This window comes from Campylobacter sp. LR291e (assembly GCF_008633915.1).
Classification (GTDB): Bacteria; Campylobacterota; Campylobacteria; order Campylobacterales; family Campylobacteraceae; genus Campylobacter_D.
This window is the reverse complement of record NZ_VJNV01000022.1, coordinates 24,366-48,741: the sequence shown is the minus strand read 5'-3', so window position 1 is coordinate 48,741 and position 24,376 is coordinate 24,366. Positions and strand designations below refer to the sequence as shown.

General features: G+C 29.3%; 29 protein-coding genes and 2 pseudogenes. 22 read left to right on the top strand and 9 right to left on the bottom strand.

Annotated elements, in window-relative coordinates; genetic code table 11:
• Positions 1-4: 4 nt before the first annotated feature.
• Complete coding sequence (gene cmeU, locus FMM58_RS04280; protein ID WP_150140093.1) at positions 5-286, bottom strand: CmeU family protein; 282 nt, start codon at positions 284-286, stop codon at positions 5-7.
• Positions 287-576: 290 nt separating this feature from the next.
• On the opposite strand from cmeU, the gene FMM58_RS04275 reads away from it, so the two are divergent.
• Both FMM58_RS04275 and FMM58_RS08965 read left to right on the top strand, forming a co-directional pair.
• Positions 577-762 carry a sucrose-6-phosphate hydrolase gene (locus FMM58_RS04275; protein WP_150140038.1) on the top strand — a complete coding sequence of 62 codons (186 nt, stop codon included), beginning with the start codon at positions 577-579 and terminating at the stop codon, positions 760-762.
• An 11-nt stretch (positions 763-773) separates the two neighbouring features.
• Positions 774-1,274: pseudogene (locus FMM58_RS08965) on the top strand (DNA cytosine methyltransferase).
• Positions 1,275-1,496: 222 nt separating this feature from the next.
• Here FMM58_RS08965 and FMM58_RS04260 read toward each other — a convergent pair.
• Positions 1,497-3,374: a flagellar assembly protein A gene (locus FMM58_RS04260; RefSeq protein ID WP_150140036.1), complete on the bottom strand. Its 1,878-nt coding sequence runs from the start codon at positions 3,372-3,374 to the stop codon at positions 1,497-1,499.
• A gap of 197 nt (positions 3,375-3,571) precedes the next feature.
• Here FMM58_RS04260 and glmM point away from each other — a divergent pair, with 197 nt between their 5' ends.
• A complete protein-coding gene (gene glmM / locus FMM58_RS04255; protein WP_150180433.1) occupies positions 3,572-4,909 on the top strand; it encodes a phosphoglucosamine mutase in 1,338 nt (445 codons plus the stop codon).
• Entirely contained in the window at positions 4,902-5,369 is a 468-nt protein-coding gene (gene lspA / locus FMM58_RS04250) for a signal peptidase II (RefSeq protein WP_150140034.1), read from the top strand. The genes glmM and lspA overlap by 8 nt, the downstream gene beginning before the upstream one ends.
• A gap of 8 nt (positions 5,370-5,377) precedes the next feature.
• Here the strand turns inward: lspA and FMM58_RS04245 are convergent, their stop codons facing one another.
• Complete coding sequence (locus FMM58_RS04245; RefSeq protein ID WP_150140033.1) at positions 5,378-5,599, bottom strand: helix-turn-helix domain-containing protein; 222 nt, start codon at positions 5,597-5,599, stop codon at positions 5,378-5,380.
• 353 nt (positions 5,600-5,952) lie between these two features.
• Here FMM58_RS04245 and FMM58_RS04240 point away from each other — a divergent pair, with 353 nt between their 5' ends.
• From FMM58_RS04240 to hemJ, 9 genes are all read left to right on the top strand, one after another.
• The gene (locus FMM58_RS04240) at positions 5,953-7,191 is read left to right on the top strand and encodes an anthranilate synthase component I family protein (RefSeq protein ID WP_150140032.1); all 1,239 of its coding nucleotides are present in this window, start codon (positions 5,953-5,955) and stop codon (positions 7,189-7,191) included.
• The gene (trpD, locus tag FMM58_RS04235; protein WP_150180432.1) at positions 7,188-8,798 is read left to right on the top strand and encodes an anthranilate phosphoribosyltransferase; all 1,611 of its coding nucleotides are present in this window, start codon (positions 7,188-7,190) and stop codon (positions 8,796-8,798) included. Before FMM58_RS04240 ends, trpD begins: the two co-directional genes overlap by 4 nt.
• The gene (locus FMM58_RS04230) at positions 8,785-9,381 is read left to right on the top strand and encodes a phosphoribosylanthranilate isomerase (protein ID WP_150140030.1); all 597 of its coding nucleotides are present in this window, start codon (positions 8,785-8,787) and stop codon (positions 9,379-9,381) included. Before trpD ends, FMM58_RS04230 begins: the two co-directional genes overlap by 14 nt.
• Positions 9,378-10,556, top strand: coding sequence for a tryptophan synthase subunit beta (gene trpB / locus FMM58_RS04225; protein WP_150140029.1), 1,179 nt, complete (start codon positions 9,378-9,380; stop codon positions 10,554-10,556). Before FMM58_RS04230 ends, trpB begins: the two co-directional genes overlap by 4 nt.
• The gene (trpA, locus tag FMM58_RS04220) at positions 10,549-11,298 is read left to right on the top strand and encodes a tryptophan synthase subunit alpha (protein WP_150140028.1); all 750 of its coding nucleotides are present in this window, start codon (positions 10,549-10,551) and stop codon (positions 11,296-11,298) included. Before trpB ends, trpA begins: the two co-directional genes overlap by 8 nt.
• Before the next feature lie 64 nt (positions 11,299-11,362).
• Positions 11,363-11,785, top strand: coding sequence for a hypothetical protein (locus FMM58_RS04215; RefSeq protein ID WP_150140027.1), 423 nt, complete (start codon positions 11,363-11,365; stop codon positions 11,783-11,785).
• The gene (gene fliN / locus FMM58_RS04210; protein ID WP_150140026.1) at positions 11,782-12,093 is read left to right on the top strand and encodes a flagellar motor switch protein FliN; all 312 of its coding nucleotides are present in this window, start codon (positions 11,782-11,784) and stop codon (positions 12,091-12,093) included. The genes FMM58_RS04215 and fliN overlap by 4 nt, the downstream gene beginning before the upstream one ends.
• Positions 12,090-12,890, top strand: coding sequence for a hypothetical protein (locus FMM58_RS04205; protein ID WP_150151358.1), 801 nt, complete (start codon positions 12,090-12,092; stop codon positions 12,888-12,890). The genes fliN and FMM58_RS04205 overlap by 4 nt, the downstream gene beginning before the upstream one ends.
• 25 nt (positions 12,891-12,915) lie before the next feature.
• Positions 12,916-13,356 carry a protoporphyrinogen oxidase HemJ gene (gene hemJ, locus FMM58_RS04200; protein ID WP_150140024.1) on the top strand — a complete coding sequence of 147 codons (441 nt, stop codon included), beginning with the start codon at positions 12,916-12,918 and terminating at the stop codon, positions 13,354-13,356.
• On the opposite strand, the gene FMM58_RS04195 is transcribed toward hemJ, so the two are convergent.
• The 4 genes and pseudogenes from FMM58_RS04195 to FMM58_RS09335 all read right to left on the bottom strand — a co-directional run bounded on the left by FMM58_RS04195 (position 13,353) and on the right by FMM58_RS09335 (position 16,194).
• On the bottom strand, positions 13,353-14,654 hold the full coding sequence (locus FMM58_RS04195; RefSeq protein ID WP_150140023.1) for a coproporphyrinogen III oxidase family protein: 1,302 nt from the start codon (positions 14,652-14,654) through the stop codon (positions 13,353-13,355). The two genes, hemJ and FMM58_RS04195, sit on opposite strands and share 4 nt — an antisense overlap.
• Positions 14,655-15,018: 364 nt before the next feature.
• Positions 15,019-15,663, bottom strand: a pseudogene (dcm, locus tag FMM58_RS09115) (DNA (cytosine-5-)-methyltransferase).
• Entirely contained in the window at positions 15,641-15,994 is a 354-nt protein-coding gene (locus tag FMM58_RS09110) for a DNA cytosine methyltransferase (protein WP_263312606.1), read from the bottom strand. The pseudogene dcm and the gene FMM58_RS09110 overlap by 23 nt, the downstream one beginning before the upstream one ends.
• Positions 15,991-16,194, bottom strand: coding sequence for a DNA cytosine methyltransferase (locus FMM58_RS09335; RefSeq protein ID WP_411675291.1), 204 nt, complete (start codon positions 16,192-16,194; stop codon positions 15,991-15,993). The genes FMM58_RS09110 and FMM58_RS09335 overlap by 4 nt, the downstream gene beginning before the upstream one ends.
• Before the next feature lie 343 nt (positions 16,195-16,537).
• Between FMM58_RS09335 and FMM58_RS04180 the strand changes: the two genes are divergently transcribed.
• The 6 genes from FMM58_RS04180 (at position 16,538) to FMM58_RS04155 (ending at position 21,142) form a co-directional block, all read left to right on the top strand.
• Entirely contained in the window at positions 16,538-17,551 is a 1,014-nt protein-coding gene (locus FMM58_RS04180; RefSeq protein ID WP_411675290.1) for a cytochrome-c peroxidase, read from the top strand.
• A gap of 93 nt (positions 17,552-17,644) precedes the next feature.
• Positions 17,645-18,256 carry a glycerol-3-phosphate 1-O-acyltransferase PlsY gene (plsY, locus tag FMM58_RS04175; RefSeq protein WP_150140021.1) on the top strand — a complete coding sequence of 204 codons (612 nt, stop codon included), beginning with the start codon at positions 17,645-17,647 and terminating at the stop codon, positions 18,254-18,256.
• Complete coding sequence (locus FMM58_RS04170; RefSeq protein ID WP_150151361.1) at positions 18,241-18,558, top strand: dihydroneopterin aldolase; 318 nt, start codon at positions 18,241-18,243, stop codon at positions 18,556-18,558. Before plsY ends, FMM58_RS04170 begins: the two co-directional genes overlap by 16 nt.
• A 74-nt stretch (positions 18,559-18,632) precedes the next feature.
• The gene (gene hsrA, locus FMM58_RS04165) at positions 18,633-19,304 is read left to right on the top strand and encodes a homeostatic response regulator transcription factor HsrA (RefSeq protein WP_150140019.1); all 672 of its coding nucleotides are present in this window, start codon (positions 18,633-18,635) and stop codon (positions 19,302-19,304) included.
• Between the two features lie 132 nt (positions 19,305-19,436).
• Positions 19,437-19,682 (top strand): YfhL family 4Fe-4S dicluster ferredoxin, encoded by a 246-nt coding sequence (locus FMM58_RS04160; RefSeq protein ID WP_150140018.1) that lies wholly within the window; start codon positions 19,437-19,439, stop codon positions 19,680-19,682.
• Complete coding sequence (locus FMM58_RS04155; protein WP_150140017.1) at positions 19,682-21,142, top strand: Ppx/GppA phosphatase family protein; 1,461 nt, start codon at positions 19,682-19,684, stop codon at positions 21,140-21,142. The genes FMM58_RS04160 and FMM58_RS04155 overlap by 1 nt, the downstream gene beginning before the upstream one ends.
• On the opposite strand, the gene flhB is transcribed toward FMM58_RS04155, so the two are convergent.
• Together flhB and FMM58_RS04145 are read right to left on the bottom strand one after the other, a co-directional pair.
• Positions 21,143-22,234: a flagellar biosynthesis protein FlhB gene (gene flhB, locus FMM58_RS04150; RefSeq protein ID WP_150151364.1), complete on the bottom strand. Its 1,092-nt coding sequence runs from the start codon at positions 22,232-22,234 to the stop codon at positions 21,143-21,145.
• A gap of 142 nt (positions 22,235-22,376) precedes the next feature.
• Entirely contained in the window at positions 22,377-22,973 is a 597-nt protein-coding gene (locus tag FMM58_RS04145; RefSeq protein WP_150140015.1) for a peroxiredoxin, read from the bottom strand.
• A gap of 229 nt (positions 22,974-23,202) precedes the next feature.
• Here FMM58_RS04145 and FMM58_RS04140 point away from each other — a divergent pair, with 229 nt between their 5' ends.
• The 3 genes from FMM58_RS04140 (at position 23,203) to FMM58_RS04130 (ending at position 24,362) form a co-directional block, all read left to right on the top strand.
• A complete protein-coding gene (locus FMM58_RS04140) occupies positions 23,203-23,487 on the top strand; it encodes a 4Fe-4S binding protein (RefSeq protein ID WP_150140014.1) in 285 nt (94 codons plus the stop codon).
• Between the two features lie 105 nt (positions 23,488-23,592).
• Positions 23,593-24,006, top strand: a complete 414-nt coding sequence (gene ndk / locus FMM58_RS04135) for a nucleoside-diphosphate kinase (protein WP_150140013.1) — start codon at positions 23,593-23,595, stop codon at positions 24,004-24,006.
• A complete protein-coding gene (locus FMM58_RS04130) occupies positions 24,006-24,362 on the top strand; it encodes a DUF177 domain-containing protein (protein ID WP_150140012.1) in 357 nt (118 codons plus the stop codon). The genes ndk and FMM58_RS04130 overlap by 1 nt, the downstream gene beginning before the upstream one ends.
• The last annotated feature ends 14 nt before the right edge of the window (positions 24,363-24,376 follow it).

Sequence of the window (24,376 nt, the reverse complement as noted above, 5' to 3'; positions counted from 1 at the left end):
GGACTTAAAAGTCCTTACTTAAATCACTATCTTTAATCTCATAAGCACTATAAACACTAGGTAATAATTTTCTAATAGCATAATCAAAATGATAAAATCGTTCATAAACTTTTTTTACATTTAAAGCCTCAGCGTTTTCAAAATCAAAAATATCGCCCTTTATTTTTGCTATATTTTCATCAAAAAAGGCATAAAATTTAGCCCTAGAAACAAAAAGTTCATTAAGATTTTTAAGTATTGTTTCTTTTTTGCTAGGTTCTTTTATAAAATCATTATTTTTAAGCATTATTTTAAGCCTTTTAGCAAAAGCATTTTTTAACCTTTTAATAGCCTTTTTTTCTGTCTTTGCACTAAGGCTTAAAGGAAAATCCTTATACCTAGCAAAATACTTTCCCTCTTTACTTGTTATAATAAGTTCATAAGGCAAATTCATATAATATTTTAAGTCCTTTTTCACATTTTATCCTTTAAAAAAATTTTAATAGTAATTTTAGCTAAATATTGCAAATAATCTTTGCTTTGACAAAATTTAAAATTTAGACTATAATTAAACTAAATATAGTCTAGGAAACAAAAATGAAAAATAAAGATTTAATTTACCTTGATACTTATGTATTACAGCAAGATATGCGAATTCGTATGCCTAAAAGTATCTTAGAAAATTTAGATATTGTAAAAGGAAAAAGCAAATTTAAGGTTTATTATGACAAGATTAATTCTCAGCTTATATTAAGAGTTGATGAAGATAACAAAGATAAATAATAAAGAACTTTATGTCTAAAATAAGAGTTGTATCTTTATTTGCTGGGATTGGTGGATTTGAAGAAGGCTTTAAAAAAGCAAAAATAAAAGCAGATATCGTATTTGCATCAGAAATTAATTCTTTTGCAAGACAATCTTATATTGCGAATTTTTCAAATAAAAATTTATATGGAGATATTACAAAAATTGACGAAAAAGATATCCCAAGCCATGATTTATTAGTAGCTGGTTTTACATGTCAATCATTTAGTATTGCAGGTAAACAAAAGGGATTTGATGATATTAGAGGAACCTTGTTTTTTTGATATAGCAAGAATTCTTAAGGAAAAAAACCTAAATATGTATTATTAGAAAATGTCAAAAATCTTATTAGCCATGATAATTGTCAAACTATACAAAAAATATTAATTACATTAAATAAAATTGGGTATGTTGTTGACTTTACAATAATAAATTCATTAGAAGCTGGAGTACCACAAAACAGAAATAGCACATATATATGTGGGATATAAGGGTAAATGTGAGAAATTTATCAAAGATACTAAAAATAACAAGATTAATCAACTAAAAATAAAATTAAATAACTATAAATTTAAGGGATTTAATTTTTTTAATAATGTGCATTTTTTTGCAAAAAATAAATATATTAATAGATATTTATTTTTGCGTAAATTTATAAGATTAAGCCATTTTAAAAATGGCTTAATTGCTTATTTAAAGCTAAAATTTAGACTCTACTCATAAATAAAATCTAAATATTTTTGCTTGTTAAAAGGCTTTAACTCATTCTCATCCATGGCATGTCCAAAATTTAGCACATAAGAATCATTTTGTTCTTTTAAGGTAATCTTAGTGCAATCTTCTTCTCCTCTTAAAGTATGGGCAAGTGTAGTTTTTGGAAAGGGTATATTAAAAATAATCTTATTATAACCATCTCCCCAAGTATTGTCTATATTTATTACTTTCGCCTGGGTCACTATTTTTTGCATTTTTGTCAAGTGTTCTCCAAGCTTATCTACATTTTCCTCCCCACTTCCTAGAATTTCAATAAGTTCTTTTTCCCTTTTAATAAGCCCTTGAAAATTTACAATCTGCCTTTCAAAGCTTTGAGGTACAGGTTGATTATTTTCTCTTAATTGCTTGTATGATTTTAAGATATTACTCATACTTTCCTTACTAGCAGCCAGGCTTTTTTTAATAAATTCTAACTCCTTTTTTAAGGCTACATTTGTCTTTTTAAAGGTTTCAATAGCTCTAAATGACTCTTCTAAACTATTTTTAAAAGATTGAGAAACATTCATATCAAAAGAAAAGGTATTTGATTCCCCTTTGCAGTGTTCTATAATGCAAGTTTTTAAAAATTTAATGGTATTTTGAGAATGCAAACTTTTAATATAAATTTTTTCTGCTTCAATATTAGAATTTATGCAAGTTTTAACAACAGCAATCCTAGCCTTTATAAAGCATCTTTCAGCCACATTTACAAAGGCAGTATCAGCTTCTAAATAGCCTTTGTGATTAAAAATTTGTGCCTTTTTTGCATAAATTTTAGACTTTGAATGCGTTTGTCCGTTTATATTTACATTTTTACTTCTAATCGTGCTTTGGGCTACTGAACCTTGCAAATTTATCTTTTCAGTTTCAACCACAATCCCATCTTTTATCCCATCTTCTTCTTTTAGGGTTTGGATATTTAAGGATACTTTTTTATTATCACCTGCAAGAACTGAGCCTGTATTTTTGAGATTTAAATTTTTCATATCCAAGCTATTTACTATATCAAAATAAAAACTCTCATTTTTTACAAAGCCATTAATCTTAGCAAAATACTTTATACTGCTTGAATTTTCTTCTTTAATGAAGTGTTCATCATTAACGCTAAAAATTAATTGAGGCGAGTAAGAAATATGACTTAAAAACTGGCATTTTAAATTTTTTCCATCCTTGCCTTCAATGATTTTTTTATATTCTAAAACAAGTTCATTTTTTTCTATAATGCTTGAAAATTCCTTTTTTGCATAAGAAAAATCCTTACCCTTTTTTTCTTCTAAAATTTGTTCATAATGCAAAATTAATTTTTCATCAGTATCATCAACACTAGCAACGCCTCTTGCAATAGGTAAACTATAATCTCTATCAATAATACCATCTTTTAAAAACTTAGCCCCTAAAAGCTTTATATTATTGTGAAAATCAAAAATTCTAAAATCAAGCAAAAAGCCAGCATTTGCCATAGCCCTATAAATTCTATCCTTTAAAAATTGTGTTATATCTTGCTTAATAGGTCTTTCACTTTTTTTAAGCACAGCCCCAATGGTTACATTTCCCATATTTACAAATTTTAAATCAATCACAGGTTCATTTTCTTTTTTATAAATTTCAATCTCATATTCTTGATAAATCTTAAAATTTGTATTGACAAAAAAATTATCATGTTCAAACATTACTAGTTCTTCTTTATCAAGTAAGATATAATTGCCATCATTATTCTCACTATAATGCGTAAAAAAATCACTAATTTTGTAAGAATACTCACTTGCCTTTAACTCATTTTTTCTAATAAATTCTTCAAAGCTTTCTTTTGGAAAACTAGTCCTTATTTTTTCGTTCATATCAAATCCTTATTATAAAAGTTTGAAATTATATAAAATCTAATTAATAATGTTTATTAATTAGAAATTTTTTAAAAAATTTTACAAAAAATACGCATTAAAATAAATTTTTGTATAGATAAGTAACAAATTTAAGGCAATTATTTTTTGTTATTTATTTTAGCTATAATTTATTTAAAATTTTACAAAGGCTTATTATGAAACTTTTTGGGACTGATGGGGTTAGAGGTAAGGCTGGAGAATTTTTAGATTCTTTCTTAGCTATGCGTTTGGCTATGGCTGCTGGAATTTATTTTAAGGATAAACGTGTAACTAATAATATTTTAGTTGGAAAAGATACAAGAAGAAGTGGTTATATGATAGAAAATGCCATTGTTTCAGGGCTTACTTCTATAGGTTATAATGTAATTCAAATAGGTCCTATGCCAACCCCTGCCATTGCTTTTTTAACAGAGGATATGCGTTGTGATGCAGGTATTATGATATCAGCTTCTCATAATCCTTATTTTGATAATGGCATTAAATTTTTTGATTCTGATGGCAATAAACTGGGCGAAGATAAAGAAAAAAAGATTGAAGAAATTTATTTTAATGATAATCTTATAAAAAGTTCTCAAGTTTCTATGGATAAGATAGGTCAGGCTAAACGTATTGATGATGTTATAGGGCGTTATATAGTTTGTATTAAAAATTCCTTTCCAAAAAATTTAACCCTAAAGCCTTTAAGAGTGGTTTTGGACGTAGCACATGGGGCTGCTTATAAAGTAGCCCCTACCGTGTTTAAAGAACTTGGGGCCGAGGTTATTGTTATAAATGATGAGCCAAATGGTTTAAATATAAATGATAATTGTGGGGCACTATATCCTATGAATTTGGCTTTAGAGGTTAAAAAACTCAGGGCAGATGTTGGCTTTGCCTTTGATGGGGATGCTGATAGGCTTGTGGTAGTTGATGAAAAAGGCGTGGTAGCAAATGGAGATAGCTTACTTGGTGTTTTAGCACTTTTCTTAAAAGAAAGAGATTGTCTAAATTCAAAGGTAGTAACTACGGTTATGAGTAATGGGGCCTTAAAGGAATTTTTACATAAACATAGTATCGGGTTTGAAATTTGCAATGTTGGCGATAAATATGTGCTTGAAAAATTAAAGGCTTGTGGGGGAAATTTTGGTGGAGAACAAAGTGGTCATATTATTTTTAGTGATTATGCAAAGACAGGGGATGGCTTGATAGCTGCTTTGCAATTTAGTGCCTTAATGCTTACAAAGAAAAAATCAGCAAGTGCAATTTTAGCACAAATTAAGCCTTATCCTCAGCTTTTAGTTAATCTTAAAATTTCAGAAAAAAAGGATTTAAATAAAATCAAGGGCTTAAAGGAATTAAAGCAAGATTTAGAAAAAAAGGGCATTAATTCTTTATTTAGATACTCAGGGACTGAAAATTTGATTAGATTATTACTTGAGGCAAAGGATAGTAAGCTTTTAGAAAAAGAAATGAAAGTGGTTAGTGAATTTTTTAAGAAAGCTTTAAATGGCTAAAATTTTAGATAAAAAATCTTATTTTTTATTTTTTTTAAGCTTTGTAATAGTTTTTTTACTAGACCAGGGCTTAAAATTTCTAAGCTTAAAAGGGTTTAGATTTAATAGTGAATTCTTAGATTTAACCTTGGTTTTAAATGACGGAGTAGCCTTTTCTATGTTTGATTTTTTAGGGCCTTATTTAAAATACTTGCATTTAGCCTTGGTTGTTGCCCTTTTTATTTATCTTTTTTGGCAAAAAAAATTTTTACAAGATAATATAATCGCTTTTGGGATAATGCTCTCATCTGGTTCTTCAAATTTGCTTGATCGCTTTATTCATGGTGGGGTTGTAGATATGTTTTTTTGGCATAAGTGGTTTAATTTTGCTATTTTTAATCTAGCTGATGTGTTTATTAATCTTAGTCTTGTATTGATTATAGTAAAGGAGTTGTTTTTTAAGAAAAAGCCCCTAAGTTAAGGGCTTTGTTAAGATTTTATTTTATCGTTGAAAAATTCACGCATAATGTTAAATCTTTTTTGTATGATTAGAAGTTCAAACATTTTCATAGCCCATATAGGTAAACTTGTAACACCCCTTGCCCATTGGCTTATTGTATTTTCGGCTATTCCCATGGTTTTGGCCAATTCTTTTTGCGTAAGACCCAATTCATTACAAGTTGTTTTTATAGTCTCTTTAGCACTTTTCATAATATTTCCTTTTCATAAATTTAAATCGTCATTATTCTAACATTTTTTAAATAATTTATCAAAGGATTATTTAAAAAATATTGATATTTTTTATTTTCTGTTTAAATTTATGGCAAATTTGTAAATAATGAAAAATTTAACTAATCAAAGTTAAAACTTAAATTTGACAATTTTTAAACAAAAATTTATTTTTTTTGTCTTATAATCCTTGACACTTAAATTAAGAAAGGTAAGCGATGAGTCAGTTTTTTATGCGTTTTTTAACTCTATTTATTTATACCTTTCGTTATTGGCGTTTCTAATTTTCTTTTTATTTTCATTTTATTTTTTAATTTTTTAGTAAAGGTTTTATCATGCTTAGTAAGGAAGCAAATTTTTATTATAGACAAATTTTACAAAGATACCCAAATTCCTATCTTGCACAGGATTTAAATAAAACTATCATAGGCATTGATTGTGAATTTTTAGATGCTAATGATATGGAATTTAGCGATTTTAAGGCTAAATTTTATGAGTGTGCTAGTAGAGAAAAACTTTGTGAATATGCTGGGTTTTTTGGTGTTTTTAGTGCAAATTTTATTACTTTATTTGAAGACTTGCCAAAATGTGGGCAAAAAAATTATGAATATCCTTTGTTTTTATTTGCAAATGCTAGGGCTTATCTGGTTTATGAAAAAGAAAGCAAGATGATTTTTAGCTTTGGAGATGAAAAGTATTTTGAGTATTTAAGCGATGATTATATCTTTGAAAAAAGTGGTGGAGAATTTGAGTATTTAAGTAAACTTGAAGATGAAAAAAATGATTATATAAAGATGATAGAAAAGGCAAAAGAATATCTAATTAATGGGGATATTTTTCAAGTTGTATTATCAAAAACCCTTTGTATAAAGCATAATCTTAACGCCTTTGATTATTATGAAGAATTAAGCAAGTTAAATCCTAGTGCTTATATGTTTTATTTTCCTAGTAAGTATGGGGTGGTGCTTGGGGCTTCACCTGAGCTTGTTTTAAGCATTAAAAATAAGGAAATTTTTGTAGCCCCTATTGCTGGTACCAGAAATTTGGATGAAAATAGTGATTTAATGGCACTTGAAAAGGATTTATTAAGCGATGAAAAGGAGTTAAGTGAACATAAAATGCTAGTTGATTTAGCAAGAAATGATATATCTAAATTTGGTACAAAAACTAGGGTGGATAATCTATTAAGCATAGTTAGGACCAAATTTGTAATGCATATAGTAAGCGATGTTTACGCAAAAATGAAAGAAGATGTTAGTATTTTTGATGTAATAGTTGCTATTTTTCCAGCAGGGACTCTAAGTGGGGCACCTAAGATTAGGGCACTTGAGATTATAAGTGAGCTTGAAAAAATAGACAGAGGCGTTTATGGAGGGGCCGTTGGCTTTTTAAATTTTAGCGAGGACGTTGTTTTAGCTATAATTATTCGTTCGGCATTTTTTAAAGATGATAAAGCTTATATTGGAAGTGGGGCAGGTATAGTACTTAGTTCAGTGCCTCAAAAAGAATATGCTGAAATTTGTGCTAAAAGAAAGGCATTAGTAGCTAGTTTTGAAAAAAGGTTGATAAAATGATTTTACTTATAGATAATTATGATTCTTTTGTTTTTAATGTAAAAACAATGCTTGAAAGTCTTTGCAAGGATGAAATTTATGTTGTTAGAAATGATAAAATTAGCCTTGATGAGATAAGGCATTTAAACCCTACTCATATCATTTTAAGCCCCGGTCCAAAACACCCAAAAGATAGTGGAATTTGCCTTGAAATTTTTAAGGCAAGGCTTAATATTCCAGTACTTGGAATTTGCCTTGGTCACCAAGCCCTAGGTCTTAGTTTTGGGGCTAAAATTTCTGTTTTAAAGCAAATTGCCCACGCTCAAAATTCAAAAATAAAAATCATAAACGAAAGTGAAATTTTCAAAGATTTTATAAAAGAATTTTCTATAATGCGTTATCACTCCTTAGAAGTTAGCGATCTACCTGAGTGCTTACAGGCCTTAGCATATAGTGAAGACGGCGTTTTAATGGCTATGAGACACAAAGAATTACCTTATTTTGGTGTTCAATTTCACCCAGAAAGCTATTTTAGTGAATATGGACTTAAAATTTTTGCAAATTTCTTAAATGCTGATATTAAAAAAGAAAAAAATATAAAAGATTTTACGCCTTATTTGCAAAAATTAAGCGATAATGTAGCCTTAGAAAGCGATGATTTTGAAGAAGTTTGTGAGTTAATTATGAGTGAAAATTTTGAACCCATTCAACTTGCAGCACTTTTAGTTTTAATCACTGAAAAATCCTTAAATCAAGAATCTTTAAGTTATTTTGTACGTAGCATTTTAAGGTATTCAAAGACCTTTGTTGATGATAGTGAGATGCTTGATATTGTTGGGACCGGAGGTGATGGCTTTAAGACTATTAATATATCAACTACCTCTGCTTTTATACTTGCAAGTATGGGCGTAAAGGTTGCAAAACATGGAAACAAGGCTATGACTAGCAAAAGTGGGAGCTCAGACGTACTAGAAGCCCTAAATATCCCACTAGGTACTAGTTTGCAAGATAATCTAGCCCTGCTTGAAGATACAGGACTTAGCTTTTTTCATGCTGGATTTTTTCATCCACTAGTTGGGAGACTTCGCGAAATTCGCGTTAAACTTGGCATTAGAACGGTATTTAACGTACTAGGTCCATTAATGCATCCAAATTTAAAGCTAAAATATCAATTAATGGGTAATTATCACGCCCCTGTACATAGATTATTAGCACAGGTTTTACAAATGCTAGGTAGAAAACATGCCTTAATAGTTAGGGGTAATGATGGCATGGACGAACTTAGTATTTGTGATGAAACAAAGGTCTTTGAGGTGAGTGAAAAAGAAATTTTAGAATATAATGTTTCACCTGAACAATTTGGCTTTAAAAGGGCTTTTCATAGTGATATTACGGGTGGAAGTCCTGAAGAAAATGCAGTAGATTTAATTGCAACTTTAAGTGGCACAATGAAAGGGGCTAAATTTGACGTAGTTATCTTAAATACCATGTTTGCACTTTATACAGCAAATATTGTAGATAATCCTTTAAAGGCTAAAGATATGATTTTAGAACATATTCATTCTGGTAAGTGCTTAGAATATTTTAAAAACTTCCAAGAAAAGAGTAAAATCATTGTCAAAGCTTAAAATTTGTGGCATAAAAGATGAGCAAAATGCTTATGAACTATCTTTGTTAAATATTGATTTTTTTGGCTTAATCTTTGCAAAAAGCCCAAGGCAAGTTAGCATTGAAAAGGGCATAAAATTAGCTAAAATAATACATGAAAATAATAAAAAAGTTGTAGGCGTTTTTGTTGATGAAGATAATGAAATGATTTTACAAAGTGCTATAAAAGTTGGGTTTGATGGGGTACAAATTCATAAAACTATAAGCAAGGAATTTTATACAAGATTAAAAAAACAAAATCTTTTTGTATGGCAGGTAGTAAGCATTTTAGATAAATTGATTTTACCACAAAATGCTTATTATGATTATATTTTATTTGATACTAAGGGTAAATTTAGAGGAGGAAATGGCACTAGTTTTGATTGGTCCTTGCTTGAAAATTTTAAAAAAGATTATATAATAGCAGGTGGAATAGGGCTTAGCAATATAAAAGATGCCCTAAATTTAAAGCCCTTTGCAATTGACATAAATTCAAAGGTTGAGATAGAACCGGGCTTAAAAAATGTAGAATTGATTAAGGAACTTATTAAGGAGTTTAAATGAAAAAAACTTATTATGGAAATTTTGGTGGACAATTTTTGCCCGAAAGTGCTATGTTTGCATTAGATGAGTTAGAAAGGGCATTTTTAAAATTTAGTTTTAAAAAATCCTTTAAAAGAGAACTTAAAAATCTTTTAAAAGATTATGTAGGTCGCCCAACGCCCTTATATTATGCTAAAAAATTAAGTGAAATTTACAAGCATGAAATTTATTTAAAAAGAGAGGATTTAAATCATACGGGTGCACATAAAATTAATAATGCAATAGCACAAGCACTTTTAGCCAAAAAAATGGGTAAAAAAAAGATTATTGCTGAAACTGGTGCTGGACAACATGGGCTTGCAACTGCAACTGCAGCAGCACTTTTGGGTTTAGAATGTGAAATTTTCATGGGTGCAACAGATGTGCAAAGACAGGCTTTAAATGTTTATAAAATGAAGCTTTTAGGAGCAAGGGTAGAAGCCATTGAAACAGGGCTTAAAACCCTGAAAGAAGCCACTACTGCTGCAATTCAAGCTTGGGTAAATGATATAGAAAATTTATTTTATGTAGTAGGTAGCGTGGTAGGTCCCTATCCTTATCCACAAATGATAATGCATTTTCAAAGCATAATAGGCAAGGAATGCAAAAAACAGCTTGAAAAATTGGGTAAAAAGCCTAATTATATAATAGCTGCAGTTGGAGGTGGTTCGAATGCAGCTGGAATTTTTTCTGCCTTTTTAAAAGATGAAAATGTAAAATTAATAGGGGTTGAAGCAGCAGGGCTTGGAATTGATACGCCTTATCATGCAGCTACTATGACAAAGGGTAGTACAGGCATTATCCATGGCATGAAAACTAAGCTTTTACAAGATGATTTAGGTAATATTTTGCCAGTTCATAGTATATCAGCCGGGCTTGATTATCCAGGTGTTGGGCCATTACATGCTTATTTGCAAGAAATAAAAAGGGCAGATTATGTAGCAATTAGTGATGATGAGTGCATGAATGCCTTAAAATTGCTTTGTGAAAAAGAAGGCATTATTCCTGCTATTGAAAGTTCTCACGCCTTAGCTTATTTAGAAAAACTTTGTCCTACTTTAAAGAAAAAAAGCGTTATAGTAGTGAATTTATCAGGTAGAGGTGATAAGGATATGGATACTATTAGAAACTATAAAAAAGGAACGATTTATGGTTGATTTTAAAGAAGTTTATAAAGATAATGCAAATGTAGCTTATATGGTGATGGGCTATCCAAATTTAGATACTAGCAAGGAATTTTTAAATAGGCTTGATGAAAGCGATATTGATATTTTAGAAGTTGGAGTGCCTTATTCTGACCCTATTGCCGATGGGCAAATTATCGCAAATGCAGCCTTAAAGGCCATAGAAAATGGTTGTGATATACATAAGGTTTTTGAAATTTTAAAGGATATTAAAATAAAAAAAAGCCTTGTTTTTATGGTGTATTATAATCTTATTTTTTCTTATGGCTTGGCTAGTTTTGTTCAAAAGGCAAAAGAAGTAGGCATTAGTGCTTTAATAGTACCAGAACTTAGTTTTGAAGAAAGCGATGATTTAAGAAAGGAATGCGATAAACAAAATTTGGCCTTAATAACCCTTATTAGTTTAAGCACTCCAAAAGAAAGGCTTAAAAAGCTTCTTAAAGATGCTAAGGGTTTTATTTATCTACTTGCTTGTGTTGGAATTACAGGTGGAACAATATCTCAACATGAACTTTTAGCACAAAAGGTAGAAGAAATTCGCAATTTTTCAACTTTGCCTATTTTTATAGGCTTTGGCATTAAAAACAATCAAGACGTACAAAGGGTGCGAAACTTGGCTGATGGTTGTATTGTAGGCACTAGCATTGTTAAGCTTTTTGAAGATGGCAATGTGGATAAAATTTTGCAAGAAATTAGAGAAATTTTTAAAAATTAAAAGATTTTTTAACTATATTTAATTACAATTTCAAGCAAAGAGTTTTTTTAAAGGTGGTTTTACTATGATAAAGATTTTAGAGTACTCAACTACGCATTTTTGTGAGCATATTTTAAGATTGCATATTACTGAGATGGATAGTATAGGTGGTGAATTATATGGTGCTTCTATACCAGTTACTGGTGAAGAAGGTGAGTATAGCTTTTATCTTTTCTTTCCAAAAGAGGCCTTAAAGATTTTTGCTGATGTGCTTATTACTAATAATAAATTTAAAGAAGATGATTGGTGTGATTTAATAAAAGAATGTGCAAATCAAATAGTAGGTTATGCTAAAAATTTATTAAACGATATTAAGGGCGATGATGCTTATAAGCTTGGAATTCCTGAGTATTTAGGCAGGATTGATTTTTCAAGCATAGTACTTGAAAAATCAATTACTTATGGTATAAATGGACACGCATTTAGATTAGGCTATAAGAAATCATGAGTGATGATAATGTACTTGACGACCCACATGGTCTTTTAGAATCTTATGAGGATATTTTAGATATAACCGTTGATTTTGTTAGTGAGCTTGGTACTACAAATATGTACGTGGCTGAACTTTTAAAATTAGAGGTTGGTTCTGTAATAGATCTTGAAAAACCGGCTGGTGAGAGCGTTGAGGTGTATATTAATAAGAGAATTTTTGGTAAGGGCGAGGTTATGGTTTATGAAAAAAATCTCGCCATTAGAATTAATGAAATTTTAGATTCAAAAACTGTGCTTCAATATTTTAAAAAAGAAATTCAATGAAATTTTTATTGTTTTTAATATGTGCCTTGCCATTATTTGGGGCACAAATAGTAGGTTATAATATTTATGATAGGAATGAAAGAGTTGATATAATGCTTTCTTTTGATAGTGCTTTTGGTGGCGAGGTTATCAAGCAAAAGGATAAAAATTTCACGCTTTTAACCCTAAAAGATGCTACCTATGCTACAAAGGAAAAAAAAGGCTTTAAGTCTAAATTGCTAGATAAAATGGAGATTAGTTCGGATAATAACAATACCTATATAATCTTTCAAAGTAAAGAAGATATAGAAGTATTGCCAAGCATTGCTGATAATTTAGGCTTTCGTATAAGGATAGTTCCAAAGACAGAAGAAAATTTATCTCAAAGTTCTCAAGCTTTGCCGACGCCAAATTTAGATTTAGTAGAAAAGCCACTTCAAGCTGATATTGACAAGGTTAGTACCAAGCAGCAAGTTAATACAAATTTTGATTATTTAAACTATGTTTTGATAATATCTATTTTGGTGCTTTTATTATTGGTGCTTTGGTGGTTTAAAAGAAGGGTGGCTTATAAAAACGTCCTTGGCATTAAAGACTTTAACATAAGCTTTCAAAGACCTCTTGATAAAAATAATCAATTTGTTATCATAGATTACAATGAAAAACGTTATGTTTTAATACTTGGTTCTTCAAATTTATTGCTTGAATCTTATCCTATAGAAAAGGAAAAAGAAAATAATGAATTTGACTCTACTTTTGAAGAAAATAAAAAAAAGATTCAAAATATTATAAAAACTAGAAAAAATTCAAAGTCTTAAATTTTTATGTTTAAAAAGGATTAAAATGTTATATGAGTATTATATTTGGATTAAGGTTATTCATTATCTAGCCTTTGTTTCATGGATGGCAGGGCTTTTTTATTTACCAAGGCTTTTTGTTTATCATGTTGAACACATTGAAAATAAAGGCTTTGTTGAGGTTGTTAAGATTCAAGAATACAAGCTTTTTTATTATATTCAAAGCCCTGCTATGATTGTAGCCTTGATAACTGGAATTTTAATGTTAATTGCTAATCCAGCTCTTTTAAAGGGTGCTGGTTTTATGCATGTTAAAATTTTATGCGTAGTGCTACTTTTATTGTATCATTTTCACAATTTCTTATCTTTAAAAAGCTTAGCAAATGATAGCTGTAAAAAAAGTGGTAAGTTTTTTAGGGCTTACAATGAAATTCCAACCCTTATTTTTATAGTAATTGCTATTGTTATGATTGCAAGACCTTTTTAAGAGAGTTTTGCTTTCATAATATTTATATTATTCTTTGTGTAAATGTGCTTATTTTCCCTAAACACAGCCCTTATTTTATCCATTCCTATATAAAAATCTTTCATTAATGTTAGGCATAAATATTTTCCAAAATCAGTATTTATAAGATTATCGTTTTCTTCTATGATAGCATTACAAGCTTTTAGGCCCTTCATTTCTAAATTTAACACTTTTTTTAAATTGCAATTTTTCATAGTATTAAAAGCATTTATATTTATTTTATTTGAAAAAAGTTCTGTTAAAAAGAGATATTTTAAAATTTCTTTTTTTTCAAAACTCGCATAAGCTATATTTGCGTCTTTTTTTTCAAAAAGTGCTTTTGTATAATCATCTAAATCAAATATATTTATCAAAAGTCTATTATTTAAAAAGCTAAAAGCCCCACTTCCAACGCCTACATATTCGTTATTTGAACTTACATATTCATCATTAAAATCGCTTTTTTGCAAGGCAAAGGACCAGGCGTTATTTTGCTTAAAATCCTTAAAAAATTCACAAATTATCTTATAAAATTCAAATTCATTGTCTTTTAAACTGGTACCTAACGCTTTTGTAATGATTGTTTTAGTTAAATTTGACTTCATTAATGGATAGGTAGTTATTTGATTTGGACTTAGACTTTTGGCTATATTTAAATCTTTTAAAAGCATTTCTTTATTTTGGTTTGGAAAATTAAAGATTAAATCTATGCTAAAAATAGGCAAGACTCCTATAGCCTTGCTTAATTTTTCTTGTAAAATTTCACTACTTCCAAATTTTTCATATCTTGTAATCTTTTTTAAAATTTCATTATCAAAGCTTTGTATCCCACAGCTTAATCTATCTATTAAGCCTTTAAATCTACTAAGTTGTTCTATACTTATATGATTTGGGTCACTTTCACAAGATATTTTTTTTATATTAAAAAGCTTTTTACATAATTCTAAGGTTTTTAAAAGCTCATTTTCATTTATCAAAGTAGTCCCACCTCCAACATATAAGGTATGAAAATCAAAGCCTTTTTCTTTTATAAAATGAAGTTCTTTGCGTAAATTTTCAAAATATATCCTAGCTTTTTCTTCTTCATAATAGTATTTATGAAAGCTACAATATGGGCAAAAAGTATGGCAAAATGGGATATGCATATAAAGCATATAGCTTTTTTTTGTAGGAATTTTAAAATCTTCATTTGTATTAAAACTTATATTTAAATTTTTATTTAAATCCTTTTGCATTTTTATATGAGAATATTTTAAAGCTAAGCTTTGCAAGAAGTGCATTTATAACCCTTTTTTTAAAAATTGTAATTTTATCAATTTTTTATAAAACTTACTTAAAAATTCATACTTTTTCGCGTAAAATGCTATAAATTTGGTATTATAAAAAGAGATTAAGCTTTTTTGGAGAAATTTATTATGGCAAGCAATGTACATGGATTTAGCAATTAAATTGAAATTTCATCATATTTAAATAATAAAAGATATGGTGAGTTAAATTTATTTTCTTGTTTATTGCCATTTTTATTAACATCTTTATATATGAAAATGGACAATTGCATAAAAATGAATTAAATGATTTTTCCATTATTACGGGGGCTGGTCGTAGCAAGGAAAAGTATACTATTGAATTTAGACCTAGAGATTATCATAGGTTTGTTTGACTTTTTATAATTTTTATAATTTCTTTGGCTATGTCTTTTATTATTGGAATTACAACACTATTTCCAATTTGTTTATAGCTTTGATGAAAATTTTCTTTAATAAGATAGGAGTCGGGATAACCCATAATTCTTAGGCATTCCCTTTCGGTTAATTTTCTTCCTTATTCAACAACAATAGGTACATTATTTCCTCCAGTACCCATTTTAGCTGTTATACATGGTGATATCCCATCGCATCTAAAATTACACCTAGATTTTCTAACTTCATAAGCTAGTAGTATATATTTATTATTAAATCGCTTACTTTTTTTAAATTTATCAATATGGGTTAAAATATTATTTTGACAAATTTTTGTATTTAAATAATTATTTGATACCACATTTTCAATCAGTGAATCAACACTATATTTAAGATTTTTCTTTTTTGGAAAAGCAAATTCAAAACTATCATTTATATTTTTAAATATACTTTTATCAAATCCAACACAATACCACCTAGTCCTATTTTGAGAGTAATCTACATCTTTGGCATTTATTACTTTAAAAATAGGTTGATAATTAATTTCTTTAAAAGAATTTATTATAATTTTAATTGTTCTTCTACTATCATGACTGCATATTCCAGCCACATTTTCTAAAAAAAGCAGAGGGTCTTTTTTCTTTAAGTATTCTTAATATATCAAAAAATAAAGTTCCTCTTGCATCATCAAAACATAGTCTTTTGCCACCAATGCTAAATGGTTGACATAGAAATCCTGCACATAAAATATCATGGTTAGGAATATCTTTTTCGTTTATTTTGCTTATGTCTCCTTTTGGATATTCGCCAAAATTTAAGTTATATGTTTGCCCAGCATATTTGTCTATATCGCTAGAAAATACACACTTAGCCCCAAAGGATTCAAAGGCAATTCTAAAACCACCAAGACCACAAAATAAATCTATAAATTTAATCATCATTTTTTATACTTTTCATTTAAAGTAATTAAGATTTTAGATATAACTGGTGGACTAACAGCGTTTCCTGATTGCTTATACATTTGTGCCACGCTTATGCCAGTATCCTTAATATTTTTGACAAATTTTTTATCAAAGCCTTGTATATAGAAATTCTCCTCAGGGGTTATTTTTCTAATTTTTTTTATTCCATTTTTTTCAATATATATTTTTGTTGTATCGGACCTTGCTAATACAGTGGGTGAAATTCCATATAGAATATACTCTTCTTTGTCGTTCTAAATCATTATGCACTTCTTTTGGTAAATCAAATAGCTTTATAATCTTTTTTTCTTTTTTTTGACTTATTTTAAAATCACTATCATTTAAAAAATCTTTAATTTTATCTGTATCAAAATAATAATTTATAGAAACATTATCTTCAAGAATATCTATTAATAAATATATTCAATTAATAATTTTTATCTTTCTTTAAGACAATACTAAATATAATAATTTCTCAATTCTAAATCAAATTTTAAGGAGTTTTTAATGAAAATTAAATTTATGATTGCTTCATCATTGATGGTAGCTTGTTCTAGCGTATTTGGCGCTAGTTTAATAGAAGAGGCAAAATCTTCTGGTTTAGTTGCACTGCCAAGTGACCAAAAGGGAGTTGATGAAATTCTTAAAGAAAACAATGTTAAGGCAAGTGAATTTAGCATTGAAAAGGCTGAACTTGGTAAAAAACTTTATTTTGAACCAAGACTTTCAAAAAGTGGGATTATAAGCTGTAATACCTGTCATAATTTAGGACTTGGAGGAACTGATGGTGTTAGTGCTGCAGTTGGGCATAAATGGGCGTCAAATCCTCATCACTTAAATTCTCCAACCGTTTATAATTCTGTTTTAAATACTACTCAATTTTGGGATGGTAGAGCTGGTGATTTAGCTGACCAAGCTAAAGGACCTATCGAGGCAGAACCTGAAATGGCAACTCCTGCAAAATTAGCTGTTGAAAAAATTTCTTCTTTGCCTGAATATGTAGCTGAATTTAAGAAAATTTATGGAAAAAGTGGCGTAAGCTTTGACAATATCGCCGATGCAATTGCAAATTTTGAAAGAACACTTATTACCCCTTCTCGCTTTGATGAATTTTTAAATGGTAATGAAAAAGCTCTTAGCAAGGATGAACAAGCAGGACTTAAATTGTTTATAGATAAGGGTTGTATAGCTTGTCATACTGGTGTAAATTTGGGTGGTTCTATGCAAGCTTTTGAAGTGGCTGGAAAGTATAAATTTGCAAATTTAGGAGATTTTAAAGGCGATGAAAATGGTTTGGTTAAAACTCCTACTTTAAGAAATATCACAGAAACTGCCCCATATTTTCATAATGGTGCTATTTGGTCTTTAAAAGATGCTATTAAAGAAATGGGAAGTGTGCAACTTGGCATTAATATAAACGATAAAGAAGCAGCTAAAATCGAAGTATTTTTACGCACTTTAACAGGTAAAAAACCAGATATTAGCTATCCTCAACTACCTATTTCTACTGATAAGACACCAAAACCTGAACTTTAATCTTAATCCCAACCATTTTTAGTGGTTGGGTAATTTACTTTGTTTATTTATATTTTTATCTTATAATTTAGAAAAATTTTATAAGGTTAATAAATGGAAAATTTGATAATTTACGCCCTTGCTTATTTGATAGGGTCAATTCCCTTTGGTTTGATAATAGCTAAGAAATTTGCAAATTTAGACATTAGAAAGGATGGTTCTCAAAGTATAGGGGCTACAAATGTATTAAGGGTTGTTAAAAAAAATAATCCAAAATTAGCAAAAAAACTTGCAATTGCTACTATTTTACTTGATTTTGCTAAGGCTTTTATTCCCTTGCTTGTGATGAAAGTTATAGGCTTTGATGAAGGCTTATTATGGTCAGTGGCTGTATTGCTTATACTTGGGCATTGTTTTTCAATTTATTTATTATTTGATGGTGGAAAAGGCATAGCAACAGGGGTTGGGGCAATGCTTGTAATGTTACCACTTGAAGCACTTAGTGCCCTTTTTGCTTGGTTTATAATAGGAAAAATTTTTAAAATTTCCTCCCTTGCCTCGCTAGTTGCCATTTTTACCTTTATAATTTGTTCTTTTATTTATCATTATGAAATGCCTGTAATTGACACGCACGCACCCGTTATAATCATAGTTTTTATAATCTTTTACAAGCACATTCCAAATATAAAAAGATTGGTCTTTAAAGAAGAATGCAAAGTGATATAAGAATAAGGCTTAAATTTAAATGTATAATAGGAATGCTTGATTTTGAACGCAAGAAAAAACAAAAAATTATAGTAAAAATTTCTGCAAAGTCTAACACATTTTTAGATTATGCAAAGCTAGCAAAAGAGATTAAAAAAATTTATAAGAAAGAAAAATTTTATACTATTGAAGAATCTCTTAAATTTATTAGTGAAAACTTAAAAAATAATTTTAATGAACTCTCTTATTTAAAAATCATTACCTATAAGCCTCAAATCCTTAAAAATACAAGGGTTGGGGCAAAAATTAAAAAATTCTTTTAAAAAATTTATAATTTACTTAAACATTAACTTAAATTTGCTACAATCCTTTAAAATTTTCTTAATAAGGATAAAAAATGAGAATCTTGGTAATAGAAGATGACCTTCATTTGAACAAGGCAATTATTAACAATCTTAGTGATTATGGCTATCAAACAGATAATTCCGAGAATTTCAAAGATGGTGAATACTTCATTGGTATTAGACATTATGATTTAGTTTTAATAAGCTGGAATTTATCTGATGGCGATGGTAGTGAGCTTATAAATACTATTAAGCATAAATCTCCACGCACTGCTGTTTTGATTATGTCTTCTAAAACAGACAAGGAAACAGAAATTGAAATGCTAAGACTTGGGGCTGATGATTTTATCAAAAAACCTATAGATTTTGATATTTTACTTGCAAGGATTGAGGCTAGATTAAGAATGGGTGGTACAAATATTATTAAAATAGAAGATTTAATAATAGACCCAGATGAAGAAAAAATCACCTATAAAGGACAAGAAATTGAGCTTAAGGGTAAGCCTTTTGAGGTACTTACGCATTTAGCAAGACATTCTGATCAAATCGTATCTAAAGAACAGCTTTTGGATGCTATTTGGGAAGAGCCTGAACTTGTTACTCCAAATGTGATAGAAGTAGCCATTAATCAAATTCGTCAAAAAATGGATAAGCCTTTAAATATCTCTACTATTGAAACAGTTCGTCGTAGGGGTTATAGATTTTGCTTTCCTAAAAAAGCTTAAAATATTTTGCACCTTTTTTGGTGCAAATTTCTCAATAAATTCTCAACACAATCAATTTTGCAAAAATTTAAATTTTCTTTAAGTCTTATTATTGTATAAACTTTGCTAAAATTTTTTTCATGAAAGGTAACAATGTCTCTTTTAATAACAAAAGATTGTGTTTGCTGTGATGCTTGTAGGGAAGAATGTCCTGACGAGGCAATTTATGAAAATAGTCCTATTTATGTGATTGACCCTGACCTTTGTTCTGAATGTGTGAATGATTTTTCAGAACCTGCTTGTATAGTGGCTTGTCCTTATGAGTGTATTATAGCAGACCCTGACAATATAGAAACAATCGAAGAATTGCGTCTTAAAAGCCATAATAAAGAGTATTAATGGCAAAAAAAACCGCTGTTGTGGACCTTGGTTCAAATTCCATTAGAATGGTTGTCTTTGAAAAAACTTCAAGGTATGGATTTTTCACTACTTATGAGTATAAAAGAAAGGTTAGACTTGGTGAAAATGCCTATAATAATGGCAAGGTTTTGCAAGAAGAACCTATGCAAAGGGCAGAAGATACACTAGCATTTTTTAAACAAAGGGCAATTAAACACCAGTGTAAAAAAATTTTTATAGTTGGTACCTCAGCCCTTAGAGATGCACCAAATTCTAAATATTTTGTAAAAAGAATCAAAGATAAACTTGGCTTAAATATAAAAGTGATTGACGGCAAAAACGAATCTTTTTTAGGTGGCTTTGCTGCACTAAATTTACTAAGTTCTTTTAAAAATGCCACCACTCTTGACATAGGTGGAGGTTCTAGTGAATTATGCTTGATACAAAATGGTAAAATTGTTGATTTTATATCACTTGACGTGGGAACAGTTAGGCTTAAAGAATTATTTTACGATACCAAAAAGCAAGATAGCCTTGATGATTTTTTAAAGCCTATTTTAGAGCAAATCCCTGCAAATTTTGCAAATGATAATCTAATAGCAATTGGAGGTAGTCTAAGAGCGATTTCAAATTCTATTATGCAAAAAAATTCTTATCCTTTGAAAAATTTACACGATTTTAGATATGATTTTAAGGCTGAATATAATCATGTCAATAAAATTTTAAACGCTGATTTTGATGATTTAATAAATTATGGCATTAAAAAAGAACGTTTTGATACTATAAAAGAGGGCACCCTGATCTTTTTAAAGATAGCTGATAAACTTAAAATTAAACAAGTTATTACAAGTGGAGTTGGCATTAGAGAGGGCGTTTATTTGCAAGATTTATTGCGACCTGCAAATAAATTTCCTGCAAATTTTAATACAAGTCTTAAATGCTTGCAAGATAGATTTTTACACGGAGATAAAAAAACTCCACATTTTGCCTTGCAAATTTTTAACGCCCTAAATCCCTTGCATAAACTACAAACTCATTTTAGAACAAGCCTTATAAACGCTGCTAAGCTTTGTCATATAGGTGAGTATTTGGATTTTTATTTTGCTAATGAACATTCTTTTTATTTTATTTTAAATAGCTTAAATTATGGTTTTTCACACCAAGAAAAGGCATTAATTGCAAGTATTATTCGCTTTAATGGCAAAAAACTTAACCCTTATTATATAAATAATTTTAAGGAATTATTACCAAAACTTCCCGTACTTATGTGGTTAAATTTCATACTTGCCCTAGCAAAAATTTTAAGTCTAAATGAAGAAAAAATAAATTTTGCCTTTTCAAACAACACACTTTATATTTATAATGATGAAAAAATGCTAAATTTACCTCTTGATGAGATAAAAAAAATAGCAAAGCCAGAAGTTATTATCTTGGCAATCAATCAAAAGCCAAATATTTAATTATTGGTGTTCTTGTCTAAATTGAGTAGCAAGGCGACCCTTTGAATTTGCTTGATAAACAAATTTAAAGACCTCAGAAACTGCCTTAAACATTTCCCTTGGGATAATATCATTTATATCGCACATCTTATAAAGTTCTCTTGCAAGTGGAGGATTTTCATAGATAATAACATTATTTTCATAAGCTACTTCCTTAATACGCAAGGCTAAATAATCTACCCCCTTAGCCACTACCCTTGGGGCTTGTTCTTTGGTTCTATCATAACGCAAGGCAACAGCATAATGAGTAGGGTTAGTAATAACAACATCAGCACCAGCTACATCTTGCACCATTCTACGTCTTGCAGCCTCCATTTGCAAACGTCTAATTCTGCCCTTAACTTGAGGATCTCCTTCCATTTGCTTATATTCGTCCTTTATTTCTTGCTTACTCATTCTAAGCCCTTTAAAATACTGGAAACGGACTAAGAATATATCAATTACAGCGATAATTATAAAAGCGATAATTACGATTGCAGCTAAAATAATGGCCTTTTCTTTAAGCCAATACATTTGCGAAATAAGGTCATATAATTCAACCCTAGGTAATTCTCTCATAAAATTTAAAAGCACTATAAAAGCAATCGTAAAAATAGTTCCTACCTTTAAAATAATCTTCACACCTTCAATAAGCTTTTTCATAGAAAAAAGATTTTTAATGCCCTTAATAGGGTCCATCTTATTTAAATTTGGAGTTATAGGCTTAGTGGTAAATATAAAGCCAAATTGCATAACATTACCAAAAATTCCAGCTATCATAATGCAAATAAAAATAGGTGCTACCATTAAGGCAACTTCAAGCATAGTTTTAATCATAACAGATTGTATTAAATGAACATTTACTTCAAGCCCTATTAAACTTTGATAATATTTATAAAGAGTACTAATCCTATCGCCCATATAACCTATAGTGAAAAGTGATACGACAACAGCCACAAGCAATGTAGTAACAGCACTTGCATCCTGACTTTTTGGGACATTGCCTTCCTTTCTAGCGTCATTTATCTTTTTGGACGTGGGTTCTTCTGTTTTTTCTTGGTCATCAGCTGCCATTTTGCACCTTAAATTTTAATCAAAATTGCAAATATTATAGCATATAAAACTACATAAAATTTGTTTTTAAAGTTTTAAAAGTGAAATTTTATAAAAGAAATTTTAAAGAAGTGAAAAGTCCTTAAAAAAGGACTTTGTATTTTTATAGTTTACCTTCGTTTTTACCAAGATAATCAGCAACGCCTTTAGGATCAGCTTTCATACCCTCATCGCCTTTATGCCAACCAGCTGGACAAACTTCGCCATGTTCATTAGTGAAAAGCATAGTATCAACCATTCTAACCATTTCATCAATGTTTCTACCAAGTGGTAAATCATTAATAACAGCGTGGCGAATTGTACCATCTGCATCAATTAAGAAAGAACCGCGTAAAGCAACAGCTTCGCTAAAAAGCACGTCAAAATTTCTAGCGATTTGTTTTGTTAAATCAGCAACCAATGGAAATTGTACTTGACCGATACCACCTTGATTTACAGGAGTGTTTTTCCAAGCAAAATGTGAAAATTCGTTATCGCAAGAAACGCCGATTACTTCGATACCACGATTTTTAAACTCTTGATATCTTTTATCAAAAGCAATAATTTCAGAAGGGCATACAAAGGTAAAATCTTTTGGATAAAAGAATACCACGGCACCTTTTGGACCTATATTTTTATAAAGATTAAAATCTTCAACTATTTGATTGTTTCCTAATACCGCAGGGGCTGTAAAATCAACCGCTTTTTTTGTAACAACCATTTTTATTCTCCTAAATAATAAATTTTATTGACGGCAAAATTATATCCTTTAAAACTTTAAAAAAATTTAAATTCAGACAAATCAGACAAAAATTCACCAATTTTAAAAATTAATATATCTTATCAAAATACTATTTTTTTGATTATCAAAATTTAATAATTTTTGTATTTTTTAAGATTTCTTGTGTTAAAATGTAAATTCAAAACCAAAATTTAAAAAGGAGTCAAAAATGGCAGTAAAGATTACAGATATATGCATTGCATGTGGTTCTTGTATAGATGAATGCCCGGTGGGTGCAATAGTGGATGATGCAAATAATCCAGAAGGTGCTGATAGATATTATGTTTATGCAAATAAATGCGTTGAATGTGTAGGACACAATGACCAGCCAGCCTGTGCAAGCGCCTGTCCAACCGAGGGTTGTATAGTATGGAGTAGCGTAGAAACTGGTCAACCAAGCCGTGAAAATATCGGTGCTGATTTAAGAAATTCAAATACTCCTGTATTTGCCTAAATTCAAAAAGCTAGTTTTAAACTAGCTTTTCTTTCTAAAATTTAACTTTATTTAATACAAAGTCAAGTATAATTTCAAGCTTAAATAAATAATAAGGAGCAAATAATGCAAAGAACCTTATCTATAATAAAACCTGATGCTGTAAAAAAGGGCGTTATAGGAAAAATTTTAGATCGCTTTGAAAGCAATGGATTAAGAATTGTTGCAATGAAAAAAATTCAACTTAACAAAGAAGATGCTAAAAATTTTTATGCAGTTCATAAAGAAAGACCATTTTATAATGATTTAGTGGAATTTATGACAAGTGGTCCTGTGGTAGTTTCTGTTTTAGAAGGTGAAAACGCAGTGCTTAAAAATAGGGATTTAATGGGTGCAACTAATCCAAAAGAAGCAAAGCCTGGGACAATTAGGGCTGATTTTGCAGAAAATATAGATGCAAACGCTGTACATGGCAGTGATAGCCTAGAAAATGCAAAAATTGAAATTAATTTCTTTTTTAAAGAAAATGAACTTAGTTAATGAAAATAGAATTTTCTAAAATCAATCAAACCCCATATCCTTTCACTTTAAATTTAGAAAATATGGTCTTTGATGGCAAAATTCAAAGGGTTAATCAAAATTTAGTTAAAATTAACTCTACCATGCAGGGCGTAGTTTATAGACCCTGTGATAGATGTGGCGAAGAAATAGAATTAGATATAGATGAAAATTTGGAACTCTTCGCAAGTGATGGAATTTTTAAAGATGATACACATACTCCAAGTGATGTAATGGAATTTTTTGATGGACAAATAAATCTTATAGAACTTGGAATAAGTGAGCTTGAAGCATATTTAAGCGATTATTTTTATTGTCAAAAATGTAATGAAACTTAAAAAAAAGGAGATAA